This is a genomic window from Coleofasciculus sp. E1-EBD-02 (assembly GCF_040218245.1).
Lineage (GTDB): Bacteria > Cyanobacteriota > Cyanobacteriia > Cyanobacteriales > Coleofasciculaceae > Coleofasciculus.
In genome coordinates this window covers 1-14,763 of sequence record NZ_JAVJQN010000086.1, presented here as the reverse complement: position 1 = coordinate 14,763, position 14,763 = coordinate 1, and the positions used below count along the sequence as shown (strand labels likewise).

At 47.7% G+C, this 14,763-nt stretch carries 9 protein-coding genes; 6 read left to right on the top strand and 3 right to left on the bottom strand.

Annotated elements, in window-relative coordinates; all coding sequences use genetic code 11:
* Positions 1-13 precede the first annotated feature (13 nt).
* Together RIC07_RS14050 and RIC07_RS14045 are read right to left on the bottom strand one after the other, a co-directional pair.
* Positions 14-136, bottom strand: a complete 123-nt coding sequence (locus RIC07_RS14050; protein ID WP_446395066.1) for a hypothetical protein — start codon at positions 134-136, stop codon at positions 14-16.
* Positions 126-3,161: a DUF1574 domain-containing protein gene (locus RIC07_RS14045; protein ID WP_446395065.1), complete on the bottom strand. Its 3,036-nt coding sequence runs from the start codon at positions 3,159-3,161 to the stop codon at positions 126-128. Before RIC07_RS14045 ends, RIC07_RS14050 begins: the two co-directional genes overlap by 11 nt.
* A gap of 222 nt (positions 3,162-3,383) precedes the next feature.
* On the opposite strand from RIC07_RS14045, the gene RIC07_RS14040 reads away from it, so the two are divergent.
* From RIC07_RS14040 to ppc, 3 genes are all read left to right on the top strand, one after another.
* Positions 3,384-3,635: a hypothetical protein gene (locus tag RIC07_RS14040; protein WP_446348494.1), complete on the top strand. Its 252-nt coding sequence runs from the start codon at positions 3,384-3,386 to the stop codon at positions 3,633-3,635.
* Between the two features lie 60 nt (positions 3,636-3,695).
* Positions 3,696-4,619: a Uma2 family endonuclease gene (locus RIC07_RS14035; RefSeq protein WP_446395064.1), complete on the top strand. Its 924-nt coding sequence runs from the start codon at positions 3,696-3,698 to the stop codon at positions 4,617-4,619.
* Positions 4,620-4,773: 154 nt separating this feature from the next.
* Entirely contained in the window at positions 4,774-7,878 is a 3,105-nt protein-coding gene (gene ppc, locus RIC07_RS14030) for a phosphoenolpyruvate carboxylase (RefSeq protein WP_446395063.1), read from the top strand.
* A 223-nt stretch (positions 7,879-8,101) separates the two neighbouring features.
* Here the strand turns inward: ppc and RIC07_RS14025 are convergent, their stop codons facing one another.
* Positions 8,102-9,592 carry a GAF domain-containing sensor histidine kinase gene (locus RIC07_RS14025; RefSeq protein WP_446395062.1) on the bottom strand — a complete coding sequence of 497 codons (1,491 nt, stop codon included), beginning with the start codon at positions 9,590-9,592 and terminating at the stop codon, positions 8,102-8,104.
* A 736-nt stretch (positions 9,593-10,328) separates the two neighbouring features.
* Here RIC07_RS14025 and RIC07_RS14020 point away from each other — a divergent pair.
* From RIC07_RS14020 to RIC07_RS14010, 3 genes are all read left to right on the top strand, one after another.
* Positions 10,329-12,071, top strand: coding sequence for a pentapeptide repeat-containing protein (locus RIC07_RS14020; protein ID WP_446395061.1), 1,743 nt, complete (start codon positions 10,329-10,331; stop codon positions 12,069-12,071).
* 703 nt (positions 12,072-12,774) lie between these two features.
* Complete coding sequence (metK, locus tag RIC07_RS14015; RefSeq protein WP_446395060.1) at positions 12,775-14,031, top strand: methionine adenosyltransferase; 1,257 nt, start codon at positions 12,775-12,777, stop codon at positions 14,029-14,031.
* Positions 14,032-14,227: 196 nt separating this feature from the next.
* Positions 14,228-14,482, top strand: coding sequence for a hypothetical protein (locus RIC07_RS14010; RefSeq protein ID WP_446380566.1), 255 nt, complete (start codon positions 14,228-14,230; stop codon positions 14,480-14,482).
* Positions 14,483-14,763: the final 281 nt, after the last annotated feature.

Here is a 14,763-nt window from a genome sequence, read left to right as displayed (position 1 = left end):
TGAGGAAGTTAACTCAAAACTCTACCTTACCTGTTACCTGTTCCCTGTTCCCTGTTCCCTGTTCCCTGTTCCCTGACCAATGACCAATGACCAATGACCAATGACCAATGACCAATGACCAATAACTAATCCCCAACTAATAACGCCCAGGGAATCATCGGGTCTTTCGCCAACTGATTAGAAACTTCATAAGCTCCAAAGCGATTCAGATGACTGGGGTCAGAAAAATGATCGGGTTTGCCGAGTAATAATCCACTTAAATCCCGAAAAATGAGTTCCCGTTCGACAGCATTCGCGTGCATGTATTGCTTAAATTGCTGTTCGTACTTAAGACGAACAGGATCTAAGTAATCGTTGGTCAAGGGTAGATTCACAAAAACCACAGTAATGTCGTGTTCCTGAGCAAATGTTAACAGGGCATCAAATGCCTGATCTTGCTTACCCCGAAGCTGGAAGGATTGATAATCGCCATCATACGCCCCCGCCACTCTGGGATGGTTCTGATAGTACGTTTCTGGGTCAAAGCGAATGGATAAGGGCAGGAAACCATCCATATCAATGGACATATCCTGGTCTAAGCCTTGCTCGGGTTCAGCCGAACTGGAGACATTGGGCAAGGTTTTCACCAAGGAGACAAACTGATCTCTCAATAGGGATTTGAGTTGATCCCGTTGGGGATAGGTTGAGGATAGTCCTGCCAAAAGTTGATTCGTTCCCTCGTCAATGGATTGATAACTTCTCCTTAATGCTGCCAACGGCTGGGAGGTTTGGTTGGCTTGGGCGGATTGCTGACCGGGGGTATTGGGAAATGTGCCAGCATTAAGCTCACGGTAGCCTTCTGAATCTGCGATCGCCTCAAAGGTAGCATCCACTCGACCACTATTAAAGGCGCGAGCGCCATCTGCCACGATAATTAATTTCGGCAATTGATCCGGGGTGAGAATCCGGCGCGTCATTAAGTCTACAATCTGAGCCGTGGCACCATTAATGCCGAAATTAAACACATCAATGCCTGAATACCCCTCAACTGCTAATGCCTCTTCTAATGCCACCGGATCAATGCCGCGCATGGCTCGGGAACTGCCCATGATTAACACATCAGGGCGATTTCCTTGTTGCAGGCGCTCTTGGTAAAGGGCTAACTTTTGATCGAGCAGTTGGTTATTAAACGGGGGATTCGAGGAACGGGCGAGGGCTAACATCGCCGCTTGAGTGGCATCTCCTCGCTCCGAGGGTAAGGAATCATCAATGATAATGCTTTTGTCTCCTTCGCGGGTAAACCCAGAGGCGTTGAAGTCTTCGGCATCCTGATTGTTGTCCTGTTGTAACGAGAGTTCAGCCAAATCTACCGGAATCGGTGACTCCTCTGCTGCTGATACCGCATCTCGCCTGGGTAAACTGCCTTGGGGTTGCAGGATGCGACCAACGGGTCGATCAATCAGAAACATCAACAATAAGCCCATAATCCCCCACACCAATGACACTTTAACCGCTTGTGACGATTCAGAACTGGTGCGTTGGGTATCGACGGTGACACGTTGATTGTCTGGGGTGGGGACAAAAAGCTGGGTCGAACACAACCAGCGTCCAATTGTGCCAACGGCGGTTTTTGACCTACGCTGTAAATCATCTTTAAGCGTTGTGTCTGGTTTATGCTGACGTGATACTGATTCCTCAGTGGGAACAACTAACTCGCTAATGTCTGTATTAGAGGTAACAAATTCGGGAGTAGATTCTGAGGTCAACCGTCGGCGTTCGCTAAAATCTACCCCATAATTCCAGGCGGGAGAGGTTGAGCCAGCAGAACGTCCGTAAATCCGGGCTCCAGCGATATTGGGGATGGCAAGCTGACGCAGCAGCCGTACAATGGGTAGGCTCACTTGCGCTTTAGAGGGACATAGCGGTGCTTCGCTCATAATGTGCAGCAAGTCGTGTTGACGACGCACTTTGAGCTGAATCCCACCCGTGGCTAGTCGCTGATCCAAATCTGGATTGAGCAACCGTTGTAGTAAAAAGGTGAGGGCATTTAGATTGCCCTGTTGCCCCAATGTATAGCTAGAAGGGGCGAGTTGGGGTTTTTCACTCGCCGGTAAGGTTACCCAATCCACCCAGACAGGTTTTTCCGGTTCAGGTTCGAGGGAAAAGTAATCCGATTCAACGCCATAAATGGTTGCCGCTTTAATCCCTTGGGGCTTTAATGATTTGATGAGAGGCGCGATCGCATTCATGGCAGTGGTTTGGTCAGGAACTGGGGTTTTGCCCAGATCCAAGGCACTGCAAAACAGATGCAGGGTGGTTTCTTTCAAGACAGCCCGCACCGTCATCCCCACTCGCGCTAGCATTTGATTCGATAGTGTGGCGATCGCTTGCACATCTCCCCAACGCGCCCAATCCTTAAGCATCACGTCAGAGGGCGTCAAATCCACCCGCACCATCCATTCTGGTTTGGCTTCTCCGCGCACTTGAGCGCAGATGGCGGCGTCTTTAAACTCAGTTAGTTCCAGCGAGCGTAACTGCTGCACAATAGGTTCAGACAGTAATGCTACATCTGGGCTATAGTTCGACGTACAGATCACCCACAGCCGCCGATGATAAGGTTGTGAAGATTGGGACGGAATTTTGGGTTTTTGCTTGACGAGGGACTGTTCTCGATTGTCCTTCGTTGGCAAGTCCTGAATCTGGACATTGACACTCACACCCAAATGACTCAGATTAGCACTGAGATACCGAGCGATCGCGTCTGGGGAACCCGAACGGGCGAGACTTTCATGGGAGATGACAAACGCTGACTGAGCGGGTGTTGTTTCCCACGAGGACTCAGGACGAGATTCAGTGTCATGGGTATCGGTGTTGAGGCGAATTTCCTTGACCCATTCCGGACGTGATTGGGAAACTTGACGCCCGTAGATAATAATTTGGTAGATCGGGGTTTCCAGATCGAGCGGAAAGCTCGTCGTTTCTGGCTGAGCTTTAAGAGCTTGGAGTAAGCGATTGACGACTGTTTGAGCGGGAATACGTTCACGGCTTTCACAAAGAATATGTAAATTATTCCCTCGTAACCGGACTCTCAGGCACACCCCCGGTTGACCGATGGCATCGTATACCCATTGAGCCAAAGAGGACGGATGATTGTTGTAGTTGCGCTCTTCGACATCCAACATTACAAATTTGTTACCTGAACTGATGACGGCGGCTGATTTTTTCTCTCATGATTGCACATGAGCGCAAAAAACGGGGGAGTTAGGGGCAGAGGGGGTAGAGACGTGCCATGGCGCGTCTGGGAGCTGGGAAATTGGGAGCAACTATAGTCTAGTATCAAATTGGGATCGGTCTTGGTCTTTGTCAACAATTAACTGTTGTTCGTGCGAGGTTGAATTTTAGTTATGGCATCAGTGAACCCAGATCCACAGGTAGCAGTCAACCCCTTACCGGAGTCCGCTAAACATTCAGCAGACCTCTTATTAAGTTTAGCGACAGGTCCAATGATTGTCGGGGTGATTTCCCTAAACACGATTGGCTCATGGCTGCAACAGGTAGGGGAAGCCAGCGAGGAAGTCTTTCGGGGCGATCGCTTACCGATTTTACCCTTCCCAGATCCCCCGCCCTCCTCTAACGACTGCGTGCAGAGCCAGTAGTGGCGTAACACAGCTAAACTTGTGAAGTAGATTTTACTCCAATTAATCCCTCACATCATTATGATTCGTCTGCCCACCCAATCTAATCCCCCAGATTCTCCCCGGCAAACCTTGCCGACAATGTACGATTTACCCAGTGATAATCCGGAGGACCCTGGATTGCCCGATGAGTTTCACTTTTTTCAACCGCTTTTACTCCTTTTAACCTTTCAACCAACTCATTGGAATTGGGAGCAGGTGTTTTCTGCCTGCGATTTGAATCTTTATTATGATGTTAATCATACTCACTGGTACAAGCGTCCCGATTGGTTTGGCGTTGTGGGGATTCCGCGCTTGTATGAACAGCGAGAGTTGCGCTTAAGTTATGTGATTTGGCAAGAGCAAATTAGTCCTTTTGTCGTGGTGGAGTTATTATCTCCGGGTACGGAGGGTGAGGATTTGGGACGCACAGTACCCCAAGCGGGAAGTCCACCCTCAAAATGGCAGGTTTACGAAAAGATTTTACGAGTCCCCTACTACGTTATTTTTAGCCGCTATACTCATGAACTGCAAATTTTCCATTTAGTGGAGGGGAATTATCAACGGGTAAATTTAACCGATAATAGGTTGGTGATACCCGAGTTAGGACTAAGCTTGGGATTATGGTCAGGACGATTTCGTGAGATTAACGGACGCTGGTTGCGATGGATGACACCTTCAGGAGAGTTGATTCCCACAGATAATGAACAAGCGATATTAACTGAACAACGGGCGATCGCTGCCCAAGAACAAGCGCTATTAGCTGAACAACGGGCAATTGCTGCTGAAGAACGTGCCCAACAGGAAGCCCAACTCGCTCGATTAGCTGAAGAACGTGCCCAACAGGAAGCCCAACTCGCTCGACTAGCCCAAGAGCAGGCGATCGCTGCCGAAGAACGCGCCCAGCAATTGGCACAACGTTTGCGAGAATTAGGCATTGATCCCGATAATCTTGGCTCTTTCTAGTGCAAGAAGGCAGAAATAACGCCAATAGCTAACGTCTCCCCCGGTTCCCCCAGTTCCCTCTGTTCCCTGGAAGAAATTTGTCAAGAATAAAACTATACAGGGTAGCATTAACCCCGTACAATGGATCATCCTTGTCTTACTGCCAACAGACCCTATGAGTTCTCTCCTCCACTCATCCAATCAGGAATTGACCATCCCATCTACATCCCAATCCAAACTCCTGTTGCGTCACCGCATCAAAGTTGTGGAACAGTTGTGGGAGTCGGTTCTCCTTTCTGAATGTGGTCAAGAACTGGTCGATTTGCTGGCGTCTTTGCGCCAATTAAGTTCACCAGAAGGACAAGCCACAGGGTTTTCGCTTTCATCGATTCCGGAAGTGATCGAAGGGCTTGACCTTAATGCCGCGATTCGGGCATCTCGTGCTTTTGCGCTTTATTTCCAACTGATTAATGGTGTCGAACAACATTACGAACAGCGAGATCAACAACTTTTACGACGGGCTACCTACAATACATTAGCGGGGAGCGATCGCACCTCGATGAAAGCTAATGGCAGTTCACTCCCCACATCCAACAACGGTGACGATGCTAAACCATCCGGGAGTGAACCGATGGCGGATTTATTAGAAAAACGTTGGCAGGACGATAGAAAAGCTGCAAATACCAACAGTACCTTCCATTGGCTATTTCCTTATCTACGCAACCTCAACGTACCCCCCCAGCATATTCAGCGGCTAATTGATAATCTGGATATTCGCCTAGTCTTTACCGCACACCCGACAGAAATTGTCCGACATACGATTCGACAAAAACAACGTCGTATTTCTACAATCCTGCAACAGCTTGACCAAGCCGAGGAAGCATCACGGGCTTTAGGGTTGAACTCATCCTGGGAAGTAGAAGACTACACCGAACAACTCAGAGAAGAGATTCGGTTGTGGTGGCGTACCGATGAACTGCATCAATTTAAGCCCACGGTTCTGGATGAGGTGGATTACACCCTCCACTATTTTCAAGAAGTCTTATTTGATGCCATTCCCCAACTCTATCACCGCTTAAAACAGGGTATACAATCGTCCTTTCCCTGGCTGAAGCCACCCCGGAAAAACTTCTGTAAGTTTGGCTCTTGGGTGGGATCGGATCGGGATGGAAACCCCTCAGTTAAACCGGAAGTGACCTGGCAAACGGCTTGCTATCAGAGAAATCTGGTTCTGGAAAAATATATCCACTCGGTTAAACATCTGAACAATTTGTTGAGCTTGTCATTGCACTGGAGTGATGTCCTACCGGAACTATTAGACTCTCTAGAACAAGATCGCTCCCAAATACCAGAGGTTTATGAACAACTGGCGATTCGTTACCGTCAAGAACCCTATCGCCTCAAACTTTCCTACATTCAGCAACGACTGGAAAATACACTGGATCGTAATCTCCACCTTTCTCAGAGCCAACCCCTACAGCCAGTTCGTCTGGAAACAACGAACCCCTGCATTTACAACTCTGACCAAGAGTTTTTGGCAGAGTTACAACTGATTCAACGTAACCTAGCCGAGACAGGGTTAAGTTGTCAGGAACTTGAGACGCTGATCTGTCAGGTGGAAATTTATGGGTTTAATCTGGCACACCTAGATATTCGTCAGGAAAGTTCTCGTCATAGTGATACGATGCACGAGATTACCGACTATTTACAAATTCTACCCAAGCCCTATAACGAATTATCCGAAGCCGAACGCACCGAATGGTTAACCAACGAGTTACCCACGCGCCGTCCTTTAATTCCGGCTGAACTTCCCTTTTCTCCCGAAGCCTGTGAAACCATAGAAACCTTCCGCATGTTGCGGCGGCTGCACCAAGAGTTTGGTGAACAAATTTGCCAAACCTATATTATTAGCATGAGCCACGAAGCTAGTGATTTGTTGGAAGTGTTGCTCTTGGCTCAGGAAGCCGGACTCTATGATCCTGCAACTGGGAGGAGTAGTATTCAGGTTGTCCCCTTATTTGAAACGGTAGACGACTTGAAACGAGCGCCAAAGGTGATGAAATCCCTGTTTGAGTTACCCCTGTATCGGGCATGTTTAGCTGGCGGTTATCAGGCGCTAGAGGATTGCGAAAGAGCGATGGGTGACGAGAATTCCCCGGCTTTCCCCTCTTATCCTCAACCGTTGCAGGAGATAATGCTGGGCTACTCAGACAGTAATAAGGATTCTGGGTTCTTAAGCAGTAATTGGGAAATTCACAAAGCCCAAAAAGCCCTACAGCAAATGGCTGAAGACTATGGGATTGCTGTACGTATTTTCCACGGACGCGGCGGTTCCGTGGGGCGTGGCGGTGGACCGACGTATGAGGCGATTCTGGCGCAACCGGGGCGGAGTATCCAGGGACGGATTAAGATTACGGAACAGGGCGAAGTGCTGGCGTCGAAGTATTCTTTGCCGGAGTTGGCGCTGTATCACCTGGAAACCGTAACCACGGCGGTGATTCAAGCGAGTTTGCTGGGAAGCGGTTTTGACAACCTGGAACCGTGGAACGAAATCATGGAAGAATTGGCGGTGCGATCGCGCCAACATTATCGGGGGTTTGTGTATGAGCAGCCGGATTTCTTGGATTTCTTTAATGAAGTGACGCCCATTCAGGAAATTAGTCAGTTGCAAATCAGTTCCCGCCCCACTCGTCGCGGTGGTAAGAAAGATTTTAGCAGTCTGCGGGCAATTCCTTGGGTGTTTAGTTGGACACAAAGTCGTTTCTTATTACCCAGTTGGTATGGTGTGGGTGCGGCGTTGAAAGGGTTTTTGGATGAGGAACCCGAAGAAAATTTGAAGCTGTTGCGTTATTTTTACTTCAAGTGGCCCTTCTTTAAGATGGTCATTTCCAAGGTAGAGATGACGTTAGCAAAAGTGGATTTGCAAATTGCGGGTCATTATGTGGAGAAATTGTCCCATCCCGATGATCGAGAACGGTTTGATCGGTTATTCCAGCAAATTAGCGAGGAATTTAACTTGACTCGTGAGTTAATCTCGTTAATTACCGGACATAAGCAGTTACTGGATGGTGATCCAGAGTTACAGCGATCGGTACACTTGCGGAATGGTACGATTGTTCCCCTGGGTTTCTTGCAAGTCTCTTTGCTGAAACGGTTGCGCCAGCATAGCAGTCAGATGGCATCGGGGTTTGTCCAATCTCGGTATAGTAAAGGTGAGTTACTGCGGGGTGCGTTGTTGACAATTAACGGGATTGCTGCGGGTATGCGGAATACGGGTTGATTGTTATTGGTGATTGGTCATTGATCGTTAGTGATTGGTCATTGATGATTGGTGATTGGTCATTGGTCGTTGTAGGGGCGACCCACTTGCACTAATGAACAACACCAATGTACTCAACTCGGGTCGCCCTCCACTGGCTCAAAGCCAATAAAAACCTTGCCAGCATTGGTTTCACCTTAAGTTGACCCAATGTCGCCCCTACAGAAGTCTCGTCACCACCGGGCTACGGATCTAACTTAGGCAAACTGATGATATAGCGATCGCCTGATTCCGACAAACCCTGTACCGCCAGTTTTCCGTGGTGGAGTTCGGCTAAATGACAACTGAGGAATAAGCCCAAACTTTCACGCGAATCGGTTTTCAGCAGCATTTCCTTCCCATTCACCATCAAGGTTTTGCACATGGAGACACCGGAAATCACGGGCTTTTTCAATGTTGAAGACACAGGGGAAGCCGCCTCACCGTTTTGCTTGGGCTTCTCGCTGTCTCGCCCCGTTAAGCATACGTCAGTCAATTCCTCATAGACGGTGGGGACACCCTCTCCTAGCCACGGATGAGACACCCAAACCGCCATATTCAGCATATCGATTTTGCGAGAAACATGAAGGCGAATTTCTCCCCCCGCTTCCGCCGAATAAATCACGCTAAGGATAACGTAATACAGCATTTGCTGCACTTTGTCCTTATCGAGTAACCACAACCGAGTTCCCGGTTCTATCGTCAAACGAATGTGTTGCTGATTTTGCTCTGCGGTTTCAACCAGAGAATGAATTGCCTTTTGGCAAAGCATTTCAATATCGACCGGACTCAAATTCAGATACGGTGGGTTATTGATTTCATCAAACACATCCAGAGCCATAATTTCCTCAACCAGGGAGACGAGATGCTGACCACTTTGATGGATAATTTCTAAATATTCTTTCTGTTTGTCAGTGAGTTCACCATAAATTTGGCGATTGAGAACACTTGCCATGCCCATAATTGAGGTTAATGGAGTTCGCAGTTCTTGGGTTAGATGTGTGAGCAGTTGCAGCTTAATTGAGTGAGTTAAGCAGAAAGGAACAGAGGATTCGCTAACCAAGCCCTGAGCAAATTTGGACTCATTGGGGGTTAGGGATTCACTCGCCTGAGGAAAATCAGGTAGAATTGAGGCGTGCGATCGCAACATCTTATTTCGCTCAAATTCACTCAGACACCATCGGGCGGTCATTGCCAAAAACTCAATATCTCTAGGGGTAAAAGAACGCGGAACTAAATCCATAACCGCCAAAGTCCCCAAGCACAATCCATCGGCGGTGAATAAAGGCGCTCCTAAGTAAGCGCGGATACCGTAGTAACCCACGAGCAAACTTTGGGCAAAAACTGGATTACTTGCCGTATCCTGAATCGCTAAAACCTGCTGACTCTCGACCACATAAGTACAGAAACTTTCCTGACGGTGTAATTGACGAGATTGGGCAAGGGGATTCATCAAACCCACTCTCGATAAACCAACGGCTGATTGAATCAAGAGTTGATCAGTTGTCAGGAAACCCAACCAACCTATAGGAACCTCTAAAAATCGCACCGCCGTCTGAGTCGCTTCCTGGAAAACGGCGATCCCTTCGGCTTCGAGTAAACCGAGTTCTTGGAGAGTAGCAAGCCGTTTTTGGTCTTGTGCGGTTGAGTTTAAACCATTCAGAGGACAACAAATTCTCGTTTCCAGCTCTGCCATAACTCCCCTTTCCCTATAGACTCTAGAAATAGACAAATTCAACGTATCTAAGCCAACCCATAATGTTACGCTTCATACATAAGGTTCCCCTGTGAGGTAGAAAAACCAACATAATTTGTAAAAGCATGTAGAGACGTGCCATGGCACGTCTGGGGGCAGGGGAAGCGGGGGGAGCTGGGGGAGCGGGGGAAGATAAGGGAAAGGGAGATAGGTAATGTCAGGAACCCCACGGCTATAAGTTCCGGGGGTACCGAAATTGCCCACACCTGACCAGCCTAAGACCTACGAGGTCTACGTTATGTCTAAAAGTTCAAGTTCCTACCTTGGGGTGCGTGCCAGCCCGTAGAGACGTAGCATGCTACGTCTCTACACTGCCCAAGCTAAAGGTGAATGCAATACATCGAACGCGGTAAGTACATCCAAGGCGGTAGGGGTTTCAACTTTAAATCGCAGTCATGTACACGAGAAATGGAGCCGATGCACTTTCAGTAAGAGGAAGTCCTGTCGGACTGCTATTAGGGTAAGGAGTGAGCGCTCTCCAGGCGAGCCAACGAATAAACAATAGAGTTTTTTGTTACTCCCTGAGTAAAGTTCAATTTTTCCCTACACCCTACACCCTACACCCTACACCCTACACCCTACACCCTACACCCTACACCCTACACCCAGTAGTACCCTCAAGTCCCTTGTCACCCCCTCAGCTCCCCCAATCCCCTTAAATGGCAAACTGGAAATAATGCAAGTCCAGAACTTTCTCACTCGTTACCGCCAAGGAGACCGTGATTTTGCCCAGGTTGACCTGAGTGGTGTTAACCTGAAGGGGGCAGATTTGCGGACGATTAACTTAAGTGGGGCTAACCTGACGAATACCAATCTCAGTTGGGCGTCCCTTGACTACGCTAATCTCAGTGGTGCTTGTCTGCATCAGGCAGATTTACACAACGCGATCCTAAAACATAGTAATCTTAACCAAGCCATCTTGACCCGTGTAAATCTCAGCAAGGTGGATGGGCAATCCGCTAGTCTTTGCCAAGCCAATTTAAGTTGGGTAGAAGCCCCCTACTGTAACTTGAGTGGTGCAAATCTCCAGGCAGCCCAGTTGAATCATAGTAATCTTACAGGGGCTACCCTGGATAAAACTCAGCTTATTAGCACACAGTTAATGGCGGCTAATCTCTGCCACGCCAGTCTCATTGCTGCCAATCTTACCACAGCCAACCTGCGGGAAATTCTATTAGAGAAAGCCAATTTACGAGACGCGATATTAGTCGGTGCGACATTAACCGAAGCGAACCTGCGTCAGGCTTGTTTGCGCCGTGCCAACCTGACTCAGGCAGAACTCTATCGAGCTATTTTAACCGATGCAGATCTCAGTGAAGTCACAGGCGATCGCGTAAATTTGAGTCGGGCAAATCTGATGGGGGCGTATTTACTCAGAGCCAGCTTAGTAAACGCTAATTTGCGACGCACGGTTCTCCAAAATGTCTATTGTTTACAGACAAATTTGACAGCGGCTAATCTGCAAGGGGCAGATTTACGACAGGCTGATTTAAGTGGGGCTTATTTAAATGAAACGATTTTAACCGAGGCAAATTTAACCGATGCCTATTTGATTGGCAGTTATTTAATTCGCCCCAAACTTGAGCAAGCCCAACTCACTGGATGCTGTATCCACAACTGGCATTTAGAAGAGGTAGATTTGACAAACGTGAATTGTCGTTACCTATTTACCCAGTTTAATTGGGAAACGAAAACGCCGAATAAACGCTATCCGCCTACAGGTGATTTGATGCCGGGACAACTGAGTCAAGAGAAAACAACTGATTTGCTCTTGATCGAGGTTCCTTTCTCGGAGATGCCAAATAGAGAGGTATTGTTATTTACCCTTGCCCAAGTGGAACAGGAATATCCTGATCTAAAACTGTCGCTGAAAGCCTTGAGTAAACAATTCGATCACTATATTCTTTACCTATCGACAAAACCAGGAGTCAATTCCCAAGCGGTGAATCAACGCATCCTGCAACTTTATCCCCAAATGTACCAGCGTTTTGCCCATCACCGTCGAACAATTTGGCAATTGCTAGAGATAGACAAATCTGGAGACTCCCCAGTCAACTCGTCGTTAAATTCGGCTACCTCACCCAATCCAACTCAAGTTTTAGCCAATAATCGCCGCCGTATCTATAAGGAAGTTATTCATCAAATCCAACAAATTATTCTATTCCAGCCGCCTGATAAATGCGCCGAAGGTATACAGCGACTGTTGGATTTTTTACGTCAACAGAATATTCCCACCCAAGATATTGTGCAAAAAATCATTCGTCAAGCCATGCTCAGGCGGGCGAAACGTGATCCTTTATTTCAAGCCCAGTTATTGGCATGGGAAAAAACGGCGGATCAAGCGGCTCGTCTGTCTTTAACCGGGCAAGCTATGCATAGCGCGATCGCTGTTATCTTGTCTCAAGTCCAGCCGCCTTAAACAACTGTCCCTGACTTAATTACAAATTAGGGCGTGTTGCCAAAACCGGAAACAAAGAAAAATAAAGCGTTTGCCTAAGGAAAAGCTTAACTAACACTTGACAAATAAGCGAATTTTCAGTAAAAGAATGATCAGTTTTAGGTGAGAGAGGCGGTAAAGTTTTTTTAACATTCAACAGTTCTGGATGGAGAATAGAGCAAATTCTGTTAAAGTTCTGTGATCAGTGGGTAATCCCCTCTACGTATCGTGTGTCAGGAACCCCACCGCTATAAGCCGGGGGCTTGAATAAAGCCCGTACCTGACCAGCCTAAGTGCCTAGCGCACTACGTTAACGGCAAGAGTTAAAGTTCCTACCTTGGGATGCGTTCGCGTAGCGTTCGCGTAGCGCGTAAGCCAGTCCCATGCTCTAGAACCAAGTGGTTAAACAGGTTTACAAGGGTTAAGCCAGTGCTGCTTGGAAAGTACCGACCGTTAACATTGGCGAGGCTAACGTCACCCCAGAAATGGGAGTTAGGGGCAACCATACCCCACCCCTATGCGTACAGGTTGAAAACACGAGCTTGCAACTGCCCAAGCGAAAGGTGAATGCAATACATCGAACGCGGTAAGTACATCCAAGGCGGTAGGGGTTTCAACTTTACATCGCAGTCGTGTACTAAACTCTTAATCAGTGTAGCTGCCGTTTCTTAAGGAGATTAGTCCATTGCCTCGTCGCTACCTATTTACGTCCGAATCGGTTACAGAAGGTCATCCCGATAAAATCTGTGATCAGATTTCCGATACGATCTTAGATGCTCTACTCACCCAAGACAACCGCAGTCGTGTTGCAGCAGAAGTGGTAGTTAATACCGGATTGGTCTTGATTACGGGTGAAATTACCTCCAAAGCCAATGTAAACTACGTTGATATAGCCCGCAAAAAAATTGCTGAGATTGGCTATACCGACGCCGATAACGGCTTCTCCGCCAATAGCTGTTCCGTCTTAGTCGCCCTGGATGAACAATCTCCAGATATTTCTCAAGGCGTCACCACCGCCCAGGAAACGCGAGAAAAGTTGAGTGACGATGAACTCGATGCGATTGGTGCCGGGGATCAAGGGTTGATGTTTGGTTTTGCCTGCAACGAAACCCCAGAACTCATGCCTATGCCCCTGAGTCTGGCACATCGCTTGTCTCGGCAGTTAACCGCCGTCCGTAAGTCAGGACAGTTGCCTTACCTGCGTCCCGATGGCAAAACCCAAGTTACGGTAATCTACGAAGATGGCAAACCCATCGGCATTGATACCATCTTAATCTCGACCCAACACACCGCCACCATTGGTGAGATTACCGAGGAAGCGGCTGTGCGAGACAAAATTAAAGACGACCTTTGGTCAGCGGTAGTAGAACCCGCGTTTGGAGATATTGAGATTAAGCCCGATAATAATACCCGGTTCTTAGTCAACCCCACCGGGAAATTTGTGATTGGTGGACCCCAAGGGGATTCAGGTCTCACCGGACGTAAAATCATTATTGATACCTACGGTGGCTATTCCCGTCACGGCGGCGGGGCATTTTCGGGTAAAGACCCCACCAAGGTAGACCGTTCGGCAGCCTATGCTTGTCGTTATGTTGCCAAAAATATTGTGGCAGCAGGTTTAGCCGAAAAGTGCGAAGTTCAGCTTAGTTATGCCATTGGTGTTGCCCACCCTGTCAGTATTATGGTGGAAACCTTTGGTACGGGTAAAGTAGAAGAAGAAAAATTGCTAGAACTGGTACAACAGCATTTTGAACTGCGTCCAGCCGGGATTATTCAAGCCTTTAATCTGCTGGAACTCCCTCAATTACGAGGCGGTCGCTTCTATCAAGATGTCGCGGCTTATGGTCATTTTGGACGTCCTAATTTGGATTTGCCTTGGGAACATACCGATAAAGCGGAACTCCTTAAAGAAGCCCTCAAACCATCGTTAGCCAGCGTGTAAGTCGATTAATTTAATAGTTAGATCCCCGACTTCTTGAAGAAGTCGGGGATCTGAAGAAGTTGGGGATATGTGCAAGAGTAGGAATTGATTTTTTAGGCTCTATCAGAAAAGATTTCCATCTATTGATAGATGCGTCTTCGCAGCGTTTCAACTAGCTTGAGAGTGAGAATTAAAGAAAAGAAGGACAAGTTAAAGTATGGCAGCTTCAAATCCGCTCAAAGGCACTGATTTAGTTGATTGTGCTAAAGCGAACGCCAAGCAGGGACCCGAAACAGCCGCGAAACTCTGTGGCTACGGAGACGATATCTCAACCTTTACAACGGAACTCAAGAAAGCCTGTGAGGGTATGGGTATCGAAATTGATCAAGTCAGCGATTTAATGACTGAGCAGCAGGCTCGAATTAAAGGTGACACTGAAGTTATTGCTCCGGAAACACCAACCAACCTTTAAAGAGGTGAGGACGTTTCAAGTTAACGGTGGGGATTGTCATTTGTCATTTGTCATTCGTCATTTGTCATTCGTCATTTGTCATTTGTCATTCGTCATATTCGCTCCCCAAAAAAAGCAAGCTACGTCTGATTATAAAGATTGTCATGAACCCCATGCCTAAAGGCAGGGGCTTGTAGACTGCCCGACTCTTCGAGCGGGATACAAGCCACAACATGACCAGCCTCAGACTTTCGAGGTCTACGTTTTCAAGGTCACGATACCTACAAATGCGTCGCTAGTTT